Source organism: Variovorax sp. YR750, assembly GCF_900109805.1.
Taxonomy (GTDB): domain Bacteria; phylum Pseudomonadota; class Gammaproteobacteria; order Burkholderiales; family Burkholderiaceae_C; genus Variovorax; species Variovorax gossypii.
Genome location: NZ_FOBJ01000024.1, coordinates 57,454 through 72,669, shown reverse-complemented (window position 1 = coordinate 72,669; position 15,216 = coordinate 57,454). Strand labels below are relative to the sequence as shown.

General features: G+C 64.0%; 17 protein-coding genes. 12 read left to right on the top strand and 5 right to left on the bottom strand.

All coding sequences use genetic code 11. From position 1 onward, the window contains the following. Positions 1-30 precede the first annotated feature (30 nt). Entirely contained in the window at positions 31-177 is a 147-nt protein-coding gene (locus tag BMY35_RS38490) for a hypothetical protein (protein WP_177213783.1), read from the bottom strand. Between BMY35_RS38490 and BMY35_RS39185 the strand changes: the two genes are divergently transcribed. The 7 genes from BMY35_RS39185 (at position 137) to BMY35_RS34935 (ending at position 5,866) form a co-directional block, all read left to right on the top strand. Beyond that, positions 137-589 carry a HEAT repeat domain-containing protein gene (locus tag BMY35_RS39185; protein ID WP_093209389.1) on the top strand — a complete coding sequence of 151 codons (453 nt, stop codon included), beginning with the start codon at positions 137-139 and terminating at the stop codon, positions 587-589. The genes BMY35_RS38490 and BMY35_RS39185 overlap by 41 nt on opposite strands. Before the next feature lie 152 nt (positions 590-741). Then, positions 742-1,341 (top strand): TetR/AcrR family transcriptional regulator, encoded by a 600-nt coding sequence (locus BMY35_RS34960; RefSeq protein WP_093209387.1) that lies wholly within the window; start codon positions 742-744, stop codon positions 1,339-1,341. Between the two features lie 251 nt (positions 1,342-1,592). After that, the gene (locus BMY35_RS34955) at positions 1,593-2,018 is read left to right on the top strand and encodes a DUF2147 domain-containing protein (RefSeq protein ID WP_093209386.1); all 426 of its coding nucleotides are present in this window, start codon (positions 1,593-1,595) and stop codon (positions 2,016-2,018) included. An 11-nt stretch (positions 2,019-2,029) separates the two neighbouring features. Then, positions 2,030-3,031: an NADP-dependent oxidoreductase gene (locus tag BMY35_RS34950; protein ID WP_093209384.1), complete on the top strand. Its 1,002-nt coding sequence runs from the start codon at positions 2,030-2,032 to the stop codon at positions 3,029-3,031. Between the two features lie 29 nt (positions 3,032-3,060). Then, entirely contained in the window at positions 3,061-3,765 is a 705-nt protein-coding gene (locus BMY35_RS34945) for an SDR family oxidoreductase (protein WP_093209410.1), read from the top strand. 80 nt (positions 3,766-3,845) lie between these two features. Then, positions 3,846-4,922, top strand: a complete 1,077-nt coding sequence (locus BMY35_RS34940) for an alkene reductase (RefSeq protein ID WP_093209383.1) — start codon at positions 3,846-3,848, stop codon at positions 4,920-4,922. Between the two features lie 86 nt (positions 4,923-5,008). Beyond that, positions 5,009-5,866 (top strand): alpha/beta fold hydrolase, encoded by an 858-nt coding sequence (locus BMY35_RS34935; RefSeq protein ID WP_093209381.1) that lies wholly within the window; start codon positions 5,009-5,011, stop codon positions 5,864-5,866. A 176-nt stretch (positions 5,867-6,042) separates the two neighbouring features. On the opposite strand, the gene BMY35_RS34930 is transcribed toward BMY35_RS34935, so the two are convergent. The 3 genes from BMY35_RS34930 to BMY35_RS34925 form a co-directional block, all read right to left on the bottom strand. Next, positions 6,043-7,581 (bottom strand): IS3 family transposase, encoded by a 1,539-nt coding sequence (locus BMY35_RS34930; RefSeq protein ID WP_093209380.1) that lies wholly within the window; start codon positions 7,579-7,581, stop codon positions 6,043-6,045. Between the two features lie 3 nt (positions 7,582-7,584). Then, positions 7,585-7,932, bottom strand: coding sequence for a hypothetical protein (locus BMY35_RS38110; RefSeq protein WP_143080807.1), 348 nt, complete (start codon positions 7,930-7,932; stop codon positions 7,585-7,587). A gap of 148 nt (positions 7,933-8,080) precedes the next feature. After that, positions 8,081-8,833 (bottom strand): hypothetical protein, encoded by a 753-nt coding sequence (locus BMY35_RS34925; protein WP_093209378.1) that lies wholly within the window; start codon positions 8,831-8,833, stop codon positions 8,081-8,083. Positions 8,834-8,988: 155 nt separating this feature from the next. Here BMY35_RS34925 and BMY35_RS34920 point away from each other — a divergent pair, with 155 nt between their 5' ends. Continuing rightward, positions 8,989-9,321, top strand: coding sequence for a hypothetical protein (locus tag BMY35_RS34920; protein ID WP_143080806.1), 333 nt, complete (start codon positions 8,989-8,991; stop codon positions 9,319-9,321). 238 nt (positions 9,322-9,559) lie between these two features. Here the strand turns inward: BMY35_RS34920 and BMY35_RS38105 are convergent, their stop codons facing one another. Further along, a complete protein-coding gene (locus BMY35_RS38105; RefSeq protein WP_143080805.1) occupies positions 9,560-9,937 on the bottom strand; it encodes a hypothetical protein in 378 nt (125 codons plus the stop codon). A 335-nt stretch (positions 9,938-10,272) separates the two neighbouring features. Between BMY35_RS38105 and BMY35_RS34915 the strand changes: the two genes are divergently transcribed. The 4 genes from BMY35_RS34915 to pqqA all read left to right on the top strand — a co-directional run bounded on the left by BMY35_RS34915 (position 10,273) and on the right by pqqA (position 15,205). Next, positions 10,273-10,986, top strand: a complete 714-nt coding sequence (locus tag BMY35_RS34915; protein ID WP_093209375.1) for an SH3 domain-containing protein — start codon at positions 10,273-10,275, stop codon at positions 10,984-10,986. A gap of 713 nt (positions 10,987-11,699) precedes the next feature. After that, positions 11,700-12,761: a ThuA domain-containing protein gene (locus tag BMY35_RS34910; RefSeq protein WP_093209374.1), complete on the top strand. Its 1,062-nt coding sequence runs from the start codon at positions 11,700-11,702 to the stop codon at positions 12,759-12,761. Between the two features lie 107 nt (positions 12,762-12,868). Next, the gene (locus BMY35_RS34905) at positions 12,869-15,091 is read left to right on the top strand and encodes an outer membrane protein assembly factor BamB family protein (protein ID WP_093209372.1); all 2,223 of its coding nucleotides are present in this window, start codon (positions 12,869-12,871) and stop codon (positions 15,089-15,091) included. A gap of 39 nt (positions 15,092-15,130) precedes the next feature. Beyond that, positions 15,131-15,205, top strand: a complete 75-nt coding sequence (gene pqqA, locus BMY35_RS39180; protein ID WP_080898329.1) for a pyrroloquinoline quinone precursor peptide PqqA — start codon at positions 15,131-15,133, stop codon at positions 15,203-15,205. The last annotated feature ends 11 nt before the right edge of the window (positions 15,206-15,216 follow it).

The following is a 15,216-nucleotide window of genomic DNA, read 5'->3' as shown; positions in this document are numbered from 1 at the left end:
GGTTGCCTCATGGTGATTTCCTTGCGCCGATCAGACGAAGCCGCCGACCTGATAGAGGTGCTGGCCGTGCCGTATCGGGCGACCGCCGCCTACAGGAGCCTGCTGCAGTTGGGAGCGCGGGCGCTTCCCGCGGTTCGTGCCGGGCTGCGACACGGCAACGCCGACGTGCGTTTTCACTGCTGCCGGTTTCTCGATCGATACCCTGCAGCCCGACACGCTGGCGGACCTGCTCGCAATGCTGGACGACGCCGATCAGCGCGTGCGGATCACGACACTGCACACACTGGCTTGCGATCGTTGTAAGGAGGGATCGTGCCAGCCGGAGGAGGCCGAGGTTCTTCCGCGGGCGATGGAACTGCTGGCGAAAGATCCCAGCGCGCATGTTCGGGCCATGGCGATCGAGGTCGTCGGCCGGTTCGTCCACGGCAACCGGCATGCCGCGGCTGCGATCGAAGCGGCCGTGCAGTCGGACCCGAGCTCCGCGGTCCGGAAAAAGGCCGGGCGGTATGCCCCAGGGGGCGCTATCCATGGACGCTCCGCTCCGGGACAGCCTCGAAGAGCCGTTGCCTCACCAAGCGGAGATGGCTGAGCGCAGCCCCTGCTGCAAGTCTGTGTCCCGCTGCGCCTAGCCGGGTCTGGGGCCGGTCCCGTGGGTTCTCGAAGCCAAGCTGCTTGGCGTTGCAGACTTCTTCAACGAACCGAGCTCCATCGGACCGCGACACAGGCGCTTTGAATTAATGTATGATGAACATCATGCGAAATGCAAAAGGCAACGCCCGAGCAGCGGCCAAGGAAGAATCCCACGAACGGATCGTGGTGGCCGCAGCGCGGGCGATTCGTCGCAGTGGCTATGACGGCACCGGGGTCGCCGACATCATGAAGGAGGCCGGTCTGACCCATGGCGCCTTCTATGCCCATTTCGAATCGCGCGAGGCCATGCTGGCGGAAGCGGCGGGCCGCGCGTGCGCCGAGTCTGCCGCAGCAGCGGCGGACGTTGTTGCCAATGTGTCCTCGGAACAAGCGCTGGCGTGCATGCTTCGCACCTATCTCTCGCAGGAGCATCTGGAGCAGATTGAGATGGGATGCCCCTTGGCCGCGCTGGGATCGGAAACGCCGCGCCAAGCGCCCGAAGTACGCCGGGTGACCACCCGGCATATCAAGGCAATGATCGATCTCGTCGCCCGCCAGTCGCCTGATTGGGGGCAGCCCGGCGCGCATGAACGCGCACTCGTGACCATTGCCACGATGGTGGGCACCTTGTTGCTGGCTCGTGCAGTCGACGAGCCAGCGCTGTCGAACAGCCTGCGCGAAGCGGCACTGAAGCACCTGGCCCATTCCTGAATTCACCGATCCACACGGCTTTTTGCTCGCATCTACATATGATGATCATCATGCGATATTTGGGTTTTCCCCTTCGACGCAACGCCCCTCTCTCCACTTGGCCGGGCCTGTCGGCCTTGATGGGGCACGAGTCGCATGGGCGAGGAAAAAACGTCGGGCATCACTCCCGCCCCTCAGCATGGCACGCACGCACAACCGCCAAACCCGCTTCTCGCCGCCTCGCAATCCGGCTCGCGCTGTCCTTCCTGGCGATGTCGCTGACTGCAGTGCTCGCGTCCGTCAATGCGCGCGCCGACCGGACATCGCCCACAGGCCTGTGGAAGAACATGGATGACGTCAGCGGCAAGCCGCGAGCCCTGATCCGCATCACGGAGTCGGGCGGAATGCTGCTGGGCAGGATCGAGAAGGTGTTTCCTGGTCCCCAGGAAGACCCGAATCCGAGGTGCACCAAGTGCGAAGGCACGAACAAGGACGCACCTGTCGTCGGTCTGGAGATCCTGAGCGGTCTGAGCAGGGAGGGGGGCGAGTACGTCGGCGGCCAGATCCTCGATCCGGACAACGGCAAGGTCTACCGCAGCAAATTGCGCCTGAGCGACAACGGCAAGAAGCTCGACGTGCGCGGTTACATCGGTGTGCCCATGCTGGGTCGTTCGCAGACCTGGTTGCGCCAGGAATAAGGAGGAGAACCATGAAAGCATTTGTTCTCGATCGATACGGCAAGAAGGCTGCCTTGCGATCGGCAGACATCCCGATGCCGGAGCTGCGTGACGACGAGGTTCTGGTTCAGGTTCACGCCGCAGGCGTCAACTTGCTGGACGCCAAGATACGGGATGGCGAATTCAAGCTCATCCTGCCCTATCGCCTGCCTCTCGTACTGGGCCACGATGTTGCGGGCGTCGTGGCCAAGGTGGGGCCGCGCGTGCAGCACTTCAGAACAGGCGATGAGGTCTATGCGCGAGTCGACGATTTCCGGATTGGCACCTTCGCAGAATTCGTGCCGGTCAAGGAGGCCTCGCTGGCACTCAAGCCCAGGGGTCTCACGATGGAGGAAGCCGCTTCCATCCCTCTGGTGGGCCTGACGGCGTGGCAGGCGCTGGTTGTGAAGGCCAATCTGAAGAGGGGACAGAAGGCCTTCATCCAGGCGGGTTCGGGCGGCGTGGGCACGTTTGCCATTCAGTTGGCCAAGCATCTGGGCGCCACGGTCGCCACCACGACGAGCACGGGCAATGTCGCGCTCGTGAAGACCCTCGGTGCGGATGTCGTTGTCGACTACAAGTCGCAAGACTTCGAGGACATCCTGCACGGCTACGACGTGGTTCTGAACAGCCAGGATGGCAAGACGCTCGAGAAGTCTCTGCGGGTGCTCAAGAGGGGCGGCAAGCTCATCTCCATCTCCGGGCCGCCCGATCCCGAATTCGGCAAGGAAATCGCGGCACCCGGTTTCGTGAAACTGGTCATGCGGCTGCTGAGCTCTGGCATTCGACGCAAGGCGAAGGGCCGGGGCATCGACTACGCGTTCCTCTTCATGAAGGCCAACGGCAGCCAGCTGCGCGAGATCACCCGCCTCATCGAAGCCGGAGCGATCCATCCCGTCGTCGATCGGATCTTTCCCTTCGCGTCAATCAACGAGGCCTTGGCTTATGTCGAAGCGGGCCGAGCGAAGGGCAAGGTCGTCATCAAGTTCAAGTGAAGCTGCTTTTTTCCACCTTGGAGATTCCCATGAAGATCGAAAACACTGTTGCCCTCGTCACCGGCGCCAACCGCGGCATCGGCCTGGCATTCGCGCGCGCGCTGCTCGCCCGCGGTGCGCGCAAGGTCTACGCAGCCGCGCGCGATCCCGCAACCGTCACACAGGACGGTGTGCAGACCCTCCGGCTCGATGTCACCCGCCCGGAAGATGTGGCGGCCGCTGCGGCGCTGGCATCCGATGCGACGCTGGTGATCAATAACGCCGGCATTGCGCAGCCAGGAGGCTTTCTGGCGGCCGACAGCGAGGACGTCGCACGGCGGATCTTCGAAACCAACTTCTTCGCTGTGCTGCGCATGAGCAAGGCCTTCGCGCCGATTCTCAAAGGCAACGGCGGCGGGGCATTGCTCAACGTCCTGTCCGTGGCCTCGTGGGTGAACGGCGGGGAGCTCGCTGCCTATTCGGCAAGCAAGTCCGCGGCCTGGTCGCTGACCAATGCACTGCGCAGCGAACTGGCGGCGCAGAAGACGCAAGTGCTGGGGCTGCACATGGCCTATGTCGACACCGACCTCACGCGTGGCTTCGACGTTCCGAAGTCCAGTGCGCAGGAGATCGTCAGGCGCGCGCTCGATGGCCTCGAATCGGGCCTCGATGAGGTGCTGGCGGACGACCTCACCCTGCAGGTCAAGCAGGGCATGACCGCGGCGCGGCCCAGCTACCTTCCGCAGGCGTCGTGAGCCCGACACGCGCCAGATCGCTGAAGCTGCCCATTGCCTCTGACCAGGCCTCGAACGACCTCCATCTGTCCAGGATTTCCATGCTTTTCGAACCTCTCGTCACCCCTTCGATCCGGCTCGCCAACCGAACCGTCATGGCGCCGATGACGCGCAGCCGCGCGGTCAACGCCAATACGCCCAACACCCTGATGGCCGAGTACTACGGCCAGCGCGCTTCGGCGGGGCTCCTCATCACCGAAGGAACTTCGCCATCGCCCAACGGCCTGGGCTATGCGCGCATTCCCGGCCTCTTCAACGAGGTGCATGTGCGCGGATGGAAGGTTGTCACCGATGCGGTCCATGCCAAGGGCGGCAAGATCTTCGTCCAGCTCATGCACACCGGCCGCGTGAGCCACACGGCCAACCTGCCTGCGGGTGCGGAAGTGCTCGGACCGACGGCCAGCCCGTGCCCGGGCGACATGCACACCGACTCCCAGGGCATGCAACCGCACAGCGCTCCGAGGGCCATGACCGCGATCGATATCGCCCGCGCGGTCGACGAATACGCGAACGCTGCGCGGCTTGCCATCGAAGCAGGATTCGACGGCGTCGAGCTCCATGCCGCAAACGGCTATCTGATCGAGCAGTTCCTGAACGCCAATGTGAACCAGCGTACCGATGCCTATGGCGCAGGCATCGAAGGGCGCAACCGCTTCGCGCTCGAGGTCGCCAGTGCCACCGCGGCCGTCATCGGTGCACAGCGTGTCGGCATCCGGCTGTCGCCGTATGGCGTGTTCAACAGCACGGGCGCGTTTCCCGAGGTCGAGGCGCAATACCTGGCGCTCACAGAGAAACTGTCGAAGCTGGGCCTGCAGTATGTCCACCTGCTAGACCACTCGGCGATGGGCGCTCCGCCGGTGCCTGCCGAGTTGAAAGCCCAGTTGCGCACCGCGTTCCAGGGCCTGTTCATCCTCGCCGGCGGCTTCGATCGCGCCAAGGCCGAAAGCGCGCTCGAAGCGGGCCAGGCGGACCTCATCGCCTTTGCCCGTTCCTTCCTTGCCAATCCCGATCTGGTGGAGCGCATGCGAAACGACACGGCGCTGAATGTCATCGACACGGCGACGTTCTACACCCCCGGCCCCAGGGGCTACACCGACTATCCGGTCCTTGTCGCTTGAGGGACGCCAGCGGCACCAACGATCGAGTCAAGACGCCGAGCAAGGCTGATCAGCCGACCACATGAGCACCGTGAGGGTGGAGCAACATGAACGAGCCGCAAGAATTGAAGAGCACCTGGAAAAGCGTACGAACGCGAACGATCACGGCGGGCGGTGTGAAGTTCGCCTACCGGGAACTCGGGGCGGACAACCCCGGCCCACCGCTTGTGTGCCTCATCCATCTGGCCGCGGTGCTGGACAACTGGGATCCCCGGGTCATCGACGGGTTCGCGGCCAGACATCGTGTGATCGCGTTCGACAACCGCGGTGTCGGTGCTTCGAGTGGTTCTCCGTCGGCATCGATGGAGGAGATGGCGCAGGACGCGATCGCTTTCGTCGAGGCAATGGGCTTCGATCAGGTCGACCTCTTCGGATTCTCGATGGGCGGAATGATCGCCCAGGAGATCGTGTTGATGAAGCCCGCGCTCGCGCGCAAGATGATCATCACGGGGACGGGCCCCGCCGGTGGCGAAGGCATCAGCAAGGTGGCGCGGGTGACGTACCTCGACATGCTTCGGGGCTGGCTCAGCTTCCAGGACCCGAAGCAATTCCTGTTCTTTACCCGAACGCCCTCCGGGATCCGCGCGGGCAAGGAGTTCCTGCTGCGCATCCAGGAACGTACCGAAGATCGCGACAAGAAAATCACCGTGGCCGCGCTGCAGGCCCAGTTGAAGGCGCTGCGCCGGTGGGGCAACAAGGCGCCTGCGGACTTGTCGAAGGTTCATCACCCCGTCCTCGTTGCGAACGGCGACAGCGATCGCATGGTCCCGAGCAGAAACACCCGCGATCTGGCCGAGCGGCTCCCGAACAGCGAACTCATCATCTATCCCGATTCCGGACACGGCGCGGTGTTCCAGTTCCATGGCGATTTCGTGCGCAGGGCGCTCGCATTCCTTGCGCGCTAGTGAATCTCGCCGCCATCTCCGACGGCGGGGCTGGCTTGAGTGGCAGTCCAAAGTGGGACTGATTGAAGATCAGCATCGAGAGCTGAGCAGGCCTCGAAATCGTCGGAGTGTTGATTGCCACCGAAAATTGACCCTCTAAACGCAGTAAGGGGGTGCGGATAAAAACTTGGACTGGTTTATGCCGCAAGTCCAAGGCTCACCCGGTATTCGATGGGGCTGAGAGAGCCAAGAGAGATCTTGATCCGCTTCTCGTTGTACCAGCGGACGTACGAGTCGAGCGCCTCGATGAATTGCGCAATGGTGGCGTTCTTCCAGTTTCGAGGATAGAACAGTTCGTTCTTCAGCCGACCGAAGAAGCCTTCGCAGGCTGCGTTGTCGGGCGAGCATGCCTTGCGAGACATCGAGCGAATGAAGTTTGCGTCGCTCATTCTTGATAGCCAACCTGGCCAGCGGTAGTGGCCGCCACGATCGGAGTGAACCACGGGCCGATCAGCCGTGTCGGCCACCGTCTCGATGGCTGCGTCCAGCATCGTGTTGACCAACTCCGCGTCCGGATTGGTCCCAATGGTCCAACTGACGACCATTCCATCGAAGCAGTCGATGATGGGCGAGAGGTACACCTTGCCCGCCGGGATCTGGAACTCTGTGATGTCTGTGAGCCATTTCGCGTTGGGGACTGCGGCCTGGAAGTCACGGTTGATGAGGTTCTCCGGCGCTGGGCTGATCTCGCCAAGGTATGACGCATATCTGCGCTTCCTGGGCCTTGGAACAACCAGGCTTTCCTGCTTCATCAATCGCTGCACGACCTTCTCGGAGATCGTGACGTCCTGCCTCGCGAGCGAAGCCTGCAGCCTGCGGTAGCCATAGCAGCGGTGGTTCGACTCAAAGATGTCGGTGATGGATTGCCGCACCTCCAGGTACTTGTCCCCCACCGCTGCACGGGCCCGATGGTAGAAGTACGAGCTGCGCGCAAGATCCAACTGTGCAAGGAGCTCTGGCAGGCCATGGTGCTCCCTGAGGGCGTCAATCAGCAGTGTCTTCTCCCGGTTGGACAGGAGCTGCAGGTCGACGCCCAGGCCTTTTTTTAACAGTTCGTTGGCCTTGTTCAAGAGATCCTGCTCGAGGCGCAGTTGCCTGACTTCTCGGCGCAGCGACTCAACCTGGCGCTCGAGCTCGTCGCGCTCCTGCGAAGGCGAAGATGGATGGGTGCGTTTCATGGATGCGGGTGCCTCACGTCCAAGAAGTTGGTTCTTCCAGTTGTACAGCGTTGGCCGGCACACGCCGAACTTGTCGGCTATCGCCTGGGCACTTTCCTCGCGCGTGCAAAGCCCCATGACTCCAGCCTGCATCAGCTCTGTGGAATGCCTTCGTCGCTTCACACTGCCGACGACAGCCCTTCTGGCCTCAGGAAGGGCCTCGCGAATCCAGGAAGTTAGCGTCCCCCTGCCGGGGTAGCCCAGTGCCCTCATGGTGGCCGCAATGCAGCGGTCGTGAGTGAGGTAGTGCTTGATCGCTGCCGCCTTCTGTTCCTTCGAGAACTTGGCTGCTCGGCCCGCATAGCCCGTCGGCAAGTCGAGCTTCTGCTGGTATTCGTTGTACCAGCCCTTCAGAGAATTCTTGGTTGGATAACCCAGCTGGCGGATGGTGGGTCTGACGCGTTTGCCCAGCTTGATGTAGAGCTCAACAGCTCGAATCCGATCTTCGTAGGAATACATGAACTACCTCCTGGTAGTCCAAGTTTTTGTCCGCACCCCCCTTGGGTCAGAGATCGGCGGAATCCAACACACCGGACGCTGATCGGTGGAGAAAGCCGTCTTTCGGTCATTGGAAAGGACAAGGTATTCGGGTGCTTCCATGGCTTCGTACCCGGCCAGTGCCTGCTTGCCCGCCCAGCTCGCATGAGCGCCACCGCTGAATACGTGCCACAGGTAGGCTTTCAAGTTGAGCCCCTGTCGTTGTTGACCGAACGCGTGCAGCCATGCGGTGACAAGCGCTGCAGCTTCCGCTTCCGAGAGGCTGCGAAGAATGGCGCCTGGATCGACAAGGGGCGATGTGGAACGTGTCATGCGAGAAAGTATGCTTCTTGATGAGCGTTCGGACATCCCCAGCCGACGAGAGCTGGAAGATGATCGGGGTGTCGATGGCGCTGCCTGCGATCGGCGTGCTGCGCATCGATCCGGTTGGACATCATCCCCCTGGCCGAACGTTCGTCAGCTACGCGCGAAGTTGCTCCAGCTCGATGCCCACCAGGGGGTGGGCCTGGATCGCCAGTGCGGTACGCACCCCGACGACGACTTGAAATGCCTTCAGCGGCGTCGAGCCAAACTCAAGGCAGGAGCGATACACCCCTGCCGCGATGGGCTCGGCAAGTTTTCCCAAGAACACCGGGATGGGGACGACTTCATCGGCAAACTGGCGGCACGACGCGCAATGTCTCGCGCGTTCGGCCGCAGCGTAGTCCAGTGCGATTTGCGGGCGCAGCCAGAAGTAGTCCGGATCCGCCGGTAGTGCAACAAAGTCCTCTCTCGTTGCACCATGGTCTTGGAGCACCTTGCGCAGGTGCGCGGAGACCAGGAGGTAGCCGTCATAAGTCGCAGTGATGTCTCTGCGGCGCTTCTTCACGCGGTACCCGGGATGGATGTAGTCGGGGTCGACCTTGCCGCCGCATTCCGGACAGGTGGCTGGATGCGGGTGACCCATGCTCCCGAAACGCCACTCGCTACTCTGAGGATCGGGCTTGTACGTTTCGTCCCCCAGCATGTACGTGTCGTCGTCGTGCCCGTGCAGCGCGTATGCCCAAGCGGCCTGAGTCCTGTTCATTCGCTCCTCTTGTCTGTCATCTAGCGGCTGGAAAGCCACTTCGAAAGCCAGATTCTGGCCTAAGGCCGAAGTCCAACCGCCGGATCGGAAGGCCAACCTGGCCAGGGGGAGAAGGTCGACGCGCTCAAGAAAAAGGTCCTGAACCATGGGCCGGCTTGCGCATGGCAAACACGGCACCCGGACTAAGATCCATGCAAGCCTTCGCGCCCGGCAGTCGACGAATGTCAGCCCGAGCGAACGGCCTGCCCAGGTCACTTCATCTCCGCCTCGAACCGTCTGTTCGTGTCACACATTGGACAACCGTGAATCATCAAGAACGAGAACGCCAGGTGGTCTTCGCGCTGGAGCGTCTGCTGACCAGCGAGGACCCATCGCCGAAGCGCTGGCGCTTGGCATCGTGGGGCCTGGGCATCGCCCTGTGGCTGACCTTGTCCGCGACGTTTTTCGTCTGTCTCATGGGGCCGCAGGTCGCCCGTGGCTTGTTGGTCGTTCCGTTCCTTGCGGGCTTTGTGGGCGCGCTCAGGATGTATGTCACCACCATCACGCGCCAGTGGTCGATCCTCAGCCAGTTCATCGATCGGGAAGCCGTCCGGCAGCGCGCCGCTGAATTGCGCCATTCCGATGTCGTCCGCTGAGGGAACTGCGAGGTTCCAGCGCATCGTGCCGGCCTTGCCGCATGCACCGATCGGTGGCGTGGTGACCTTGGCGTACAAGAAAGGAAGCGGTACGCCGTCCGCCAATGTCAGCCAGTCAGCGCCTGGCGGACAGCCTGCGGAGGGTCGCTTGATTCACCATTGATGGCACGGGCCCGCCTGCACCGTGCGCCCATGGCCATGGAAGCACCATACGGCCGATTCGCTGAATGGTCCGCCCCTATCTTTCTCTCGGTGCCGAGCCGTTTGTGGTCACGGGAACGTGGACGTCCCATTGCTGCGGTGGATCGACGGTGCGTGCGCATCGCACTGCGATCACACGACGACTTTGCGGTATCACGGCACCCCGCGCGTCGGTCGACGACCAGCGAATCGTGTCCCACCGTGCATCCAGCGCGACAGCGCAGCGTGGCACGAAGACCTTGAGATTCGGCTCGCCAGCGTGCCAGATCACGCCGCCCTTTGCGTTGTGCTGCGCAACGAATGCGCGGGCCCGTTCACGGATCTCGTACAGGCCCTGCGTGGAGCCGTGGGAGCGCATGTCCTCGATGCCTGCGGCAGGGCATGGCGCTGCCGCCAGCAGCAGCCAGAGGGGCAATGCGTTTCGAGGGTGGGCTATGGTGTTTGGAAAGTGGGCTCGCGTGCATTCCCCCGTGGTTCGCCGGCGGGCCTTGGTGCACGGGGCGGAAGGTGGCCTGCACGTGCTGCGGGATCGCAGGATGGCGCTGACCCAGATGCCCGCGAAAACCTTGTCATGTGAGCATGCGTCGGCGCGTGGAGGCTGGGCGTGTCGCCGGATGGCTGCATGAAATGTCACCCAAGGAATTCACTCCGAACGCGCGGTGCAGTTCCTGGAAAGTCACTGGAACAGCGCTGACAATGCGCCAGTCGTGAACATGTGGTCCCGAGGAACCCATCAAGGAAGCCTCGTTCTTGCTGACGGCCTGGCTTACTCCTTCCTCCTTTCTCTTTGCGAGCTCGTTGATGGCCAATGACCGAAATTTCTCCGTGGCGCCGGCCCTGCTGTTGGCGCTTGCCCTCCTTGGTGGGACAGCCCAGGCCTCGGGTGGCTCGCCGGAATCGTCGAGTTGCCAGTTCACGGCCTTCGTCGAAGAGACCGACCCCGCCGGCCTCAATGTGCGCGCGGAGCCCGCCCCCACGGCGAAGGTGCTTGGCAAGCTGCCGTCGGTCTGGTCGGATGGATCCGGACTGCGAGTGCGCGTTCGCGTGGGTGTCACGGCCAGCGCCAACGGCTGGTTCAAGATCCGCGAGGCAGCGGACGACGACATGTTGACCGGGCAGGCACCCCGGCCCGTCTACAAGGGCGAAGGCTGGGTCAGCGGCCGCAAGCTGGTCGTGAAGTCGCAGGCCAAGGCAGGACGTGCGGCGCCGTCGCCAGGTGCGCCCGCGACGATCCGGTTGCAGGATGACTCGCTGTTCGATGGCGACAGCACCGTGGCCGCCGGCCGGCCCGTCGACTGCCGGGGGCGATGGGTCCAGGTCGAGTACGAGGAAGCCCGCTTCCCCGCCAACCTGCGGCCGTTGCAGATCGCTGCTGCGGCGCGTGCAGGCGTACCCAAGGGACGGTTCCGGACATGGCTCAACAAGATCTGCGGCATCCAGGAAACCTCCTGCGATGGTCTTTGAGCACTGCCGCTGCGGGCGTCGTGACAGGGTCCAGTGGCGCACGGCCGGATCTCGTGCGCTTGCAGGCAGGAAGAGTCCCAAATAACGGTCCAGCGCCTCCTGGCGCAGGCGCGCCATTGCCTTTCTTCGCGATGCGAGACAGGAGCACCGGCGCAACGCATCCGGCTTGCGCGTCGCCCAGGGATGCGAGGAAGCGGGGTCTTCGTCCCTGAACACGTTGCCGAGGTCCAGGTGCATCTCGATGAAGTGCTCCGAGCAAAGCACGGGTCCATGATTTACTCGCGCGCTCGCGCGCATTGTCCGAAAACCTGTCTTCTCGCCGAACGCTGGGATGGGCTCGGGCCGGCCATGCAGGCACCCAGCCTGTCGGACTGCCCGCACTTCTGCTTGTAGTCGTCGTGCAGTTTGTCTTGTTCGTCCGGCGAGCAGTTTCCTAGCCCAGCGCGACCACGCCAAGCGCGATCACCGTCCCGACGCCGGTGCTGATGGCGGCCGCCTAGACACCGATGCCGGCTCCCACTGCGCAATCCGCGGGGTCAGTCCGAGGGCGCCAATCTTCAGATCGATTGAAATAGGAAGGGATTTCCATGATGGAAATACTTTCCAGAAAATTCCTATGATCGCCCCCGGTCAACCCCGCCGCAGCGCAACGGTCGGCCAGCATCGGCAGAGCGCTCGCACTCTGCGCCATCGATCAGAACGAGGAGACTCCCTTGGAATTTGCCAAATCATTGACTCTCAGGCTCGCCTTGGCGGCGGCCGTGACGCTGGCCGTGACTGCATGCGGAGGAGGAAGCGGAGGTGGTGGAGGGGTGCCGCTCACGGCCCTTCCCGTGGCGCCGGCGGCACCGAGCAATCCGACCGAGCCTGCGGGCGAGACACCGGTTCAGCCAACGGACCCGGTGGCCGAAGCCCCCGACGACAGCTTCGACACCTACTACAACGTCTGCAGGGGAACGAATCCCAAGTGCTACAACGACTGGGGGGCCTTCGCTTCGACGCCGGACCGGGTGCTGGTCTATTCGCGCACCGCGGGGCCGCGTCATGCCGTGCTGGGCACGCCGATGGCCGCGGGTTTGAACCCGGTGATGAATCCGGACAACGTGATGCAGGCGGGCCTGGTTCGCATGCTGTCGGCCGAAGGCATCACGGTCGACTGGACGGAGGACGTCGCGGTCCTCAGCAGCCGCATCAACAACTACAAGGCGATCATTTTCGCGAGCTCGAACCGCGACACGCTGTGGAACGGCGCGGTCAGCACGAGCCAGGACGCCGCGCGCACCGCGCTGCGCAACTACATGCGCCGCGGCGGCGGCTTCGTCGGCCTGCACAACGCTTTCGGCGCGGAGTACAACTGGCCCTACTACGAAGGCCTGCTCGGCAACGCGAACTTCTACAACCACGGGCCGAATCGCGCCGGTGATGTCGAGATCGTCTCGGATGACCCGTCGACGAAGGACGTGCCCAAGCGCTTTTCCTTCCAGGACGAGTGGTACAACCTCATGCCCTTCCCCACGAAGGTGAAGTTCCTGGCGAAGGTCGACACCTCGACACTGAAGCCGCTGACGGCGGCGCCGCATCCGGGCCATGCGGACTTCCATCCGGTCGCCTGGTGCCAGTACTACGACGGTGGCCGGGCATGGCTCACGACCCTCGGGCACAACGCCCACTCCTTCACCGCGGACCTCTCGGGCGTGGGGGCCATCGAGTTCCAGAAGCTCGTGGTCCAGGGCGTCAAGTCGGCCATGGGTCTCACGCCCTTCTGCACCGAATAGCGACCGAGCAATTGGCTGCCGAGGCCGGCTTCGCGCAACGCGCCCAGCCTGCGGTGCGTGCGGCCTCGCGCGCATCCGTTTCCCAACTTCACCAGGTAGAGACATCCATGAAACAGAGATCATTGGTCACGCTGCTGGTTTCCTGCGGCGTGCTCGCATCCCCCTTGTTGATCGGCGCCTGCGGCGGCTCGAGCGGCGGCAGTGCGCCGGTGCTGCCCATCAGCCCGGCCCCCGCGCCACCGCCGGCATCGAGCGCGCCGCCAGCGGCATCGCCGCCTGCGGCCGCCGCGCCCGCGGCCGACCTGTCCGACTGCTGCACGGCCGGCGACAAGGACTTCCCCAAGGTGGGCGGCAATCTGGGCAACCAGAACTACTCCAGCCTGCGCAAGATCAACAAGGGCCTGGTCGGCCAGCTGGGCGGCGCCTGGGTCAACCAGATCGAGGGCGGCATGACCACCGGCACCAACCAGAGCACGACCGTGGTCGTCGACGGCGTGCTCTACATCGAGTCCGCGCTGGGCAACGTGATCGCGGTGGACGGCAAGACAGGCCTCACGAAATGGAAGTGGACCACGCCCTACGGCGCCATCACCCGCCGCGGGGTGGCCGTCGCGAAGGACCTGGGCCTGGTCTTCACCGTCGCCACCGGCAACCGCCTGGTGGCGCTCAGGACGGACACCGGCGCCATCGCCTGGATCAAGCAGTACCCGAGCAGCACCACCGATCCCGACTACCAGGGCGCGCTGCAGAAGGTGGCGCTCGTCTATCACGACAAGCGGCTCTACCTCGGCACCAACGACGGCAACCGCGGCGCCGCGTTCTCCGCCGATGCGCTGACGGGCAAGGTGCTGACCTCTTTCTGGGGCGTGCCGCGCGCCGGCGAGATCGGCTACGACACCTGGGGCGGCGCGGCCGAATCCGAGCGCACTGGCGCGACGCCGTGGATCCACCCCGCGGTGGATCCCGAACTGGGCCTGGTCTACTGGACCTTCGGCAACGTGCGCGGCGGTTCGTCGCAGAACGGCTCCACGCGCCCCGGCCTGAATCTCTTCGCCAATTCGATCGTTGCGCTCGACCTCAAGACCGGCGAGTACAAGTGGCACTTCCAGTCCGTGCACCACGACATCTGGGACATGGACAACGTGATGTCTCCCGTGCTCGCCGACGTCAAGATCGACGGGAAGGACCGCAAGGTCGTGATCTACGGCAGCAAGACGGGCATGTACTACATCCTCGATCGCAAGGACGGCAGCGCGCCGCTGGGCATCGACGAAGTGCCCGTGAAGCAGGACGCCCGCCAGGCCAGCTGGCCCACCCAGCCCTTGCCGCGCCAGGGCGCCTGGACCGAGACCTGCATCGTGGACCAGCCGCTGGGCACGGCGATCCCCGGCGACCCCAACCGCGCGGTCCCGAACTACGTGAAGGGCTGCCTCTACGACGCGCACTGGGACGTGCCGATCCTGTCCATTCCGGGACATGGCGGCGGTGCCAACTGGAACCACCAGTCCTTCAGCCAGCGCACGGGCCTGGTCTACACGGGCATGGGCTACGTGTCGGCGGCGCACTCGCTGACCGAATCGAGCAACGGCCTGCGTCCGCCGGGCACCTACATGACCGGTGCGGTCGTGGCGGTCGATCCGAGCACCAACCTCGTGAAGTGGAAGAAGCAGATGCCGTATTCGCTGGCGCACGGCAACGGCATCCTGAGCACGGCCTCCGACCTGCTGTTCATCGGCCAGCCCGACGGCAACCTGCTGGCCCTGGATGCGCATGACGGCAGCGAACTGTGGCGCTTCCAGACTGGCGCCGCGATCAGTGCCAGCCCGGTCTCCTACGAGATCGATGGCGAGCAGTACATCTCGGTGTTCTCGGGCGGCACGGGCATCCCGTACGGCGATTCGGCACCGCGCGGCGACCGGCTGTGGGCCTTCAAGGTCGGAGGCTCCGTCGCGCCCGCGCCCACACCGGTGCCGCCCGTCGTGCGCCGGCCGGTGTCGGGTTCGGCGGTGGAGGGCGCTGCATTGCCGACGCCCAACACGGTGTTCCTGGCGCGTGTGCAGACCGCTGCGAATGAGCCGGGCGCCACCGAATCGACGGCCGTGAATGCCATGACGCCGACCTTCATGCGCGTGCCGGCGAACACCACCGTGACCTTCACCAATCCGGGGACCAATGCGAACACGCACTGCGCCACGCAGTTCTTCGAAGGCAGGTTCGACTTCAGGCTGGCTCCGGGCCAGTCCGCGACCCACACCTTTGACACGCCGGGCGAATACTTCTACAACGACTGTCATAGCCCGCGCCCGACGGGCAAGATCGTCGTGTACTGATTCCGTTTCCTAGCCCCCAACCACTGAAGGAGCAATGCGATGAAATGGTGCAAGCCTGAGTTCGAAGAGCTGCGTTTCGGCTTCGAGATCACGATGTACATCTCCGCGCGCTGAGCGCGGCCCCC

Coding starts and splice junctions, on each gene's coding strand:
- BMY35_RS34960 (WP_093209387.1), top strand. CDS start 742: ATGATGAACATCATGCGAAATGCAAAAGGCAACGCCCGAGCAGCGGCC.
- BMY35_RS34930 (WP_093209380.1), bottom strand. CDS start 7,581: ATGTATTCCTACGAAGATCGGATTCGAGCTGTTGAGCTCTACATCAAG.
- BMY35_RS34955 (WP_093209386.1), top strand. CDS start 1,593: ATGTCGCTGACTGCAGTGCTCGCGTCCGTCAATGCGCGCGCCGACCGG.
- BMY35_RS34925 (WP_093209378.1), bottom strand. CDS start 8,833: ATGGTTCAGGACCTTTTTCTTGAGCGCGTCGACCTTCTCCCCCTGGCC.
- BMY35_RS34945 (WP_093209410.1), top strand. CDS start 3,061: ATGAAGATCGAAAACACTGTTGCCCTCGTCACCGGCGCCAACCGCGGC.
- BMY35_RS34905 (WP_093209372.1), top strand. CDS start 12,869: ATGAAACAGAGATCATTGGTCACGCTGCTGGTTTCCTGCGGCGTGCTC.
- BMY35_RS34940 (WP_093209383.1), top strand. CDS start 3,846: ATGCTTTTCGAACCTCTCGTCACCCCTTCGATCCGGCTCGCCAACCGA.
- BMY35_RS38110 (WP_143080807.1), bottom strand. CDS start 7,932: ATGACACGTTCCACATCGCCCCTTGTCGATCCAGGCGCCATTCTTCGC.
- BMY35_RS34935 (WP_093209381.1), top strand. CDS start 5,009: ATGAACGAGCCGCAAGAATTGAAGAGCACCTGGAAAAGCGTACGAACG.
- BMY35_RS34950 (WP_093209384.1), top strand. CDS start 2,030: ATGAAAGCATTTGTTCTCGATCGATACGGCAAGAAGGCTGCCTTGCGA.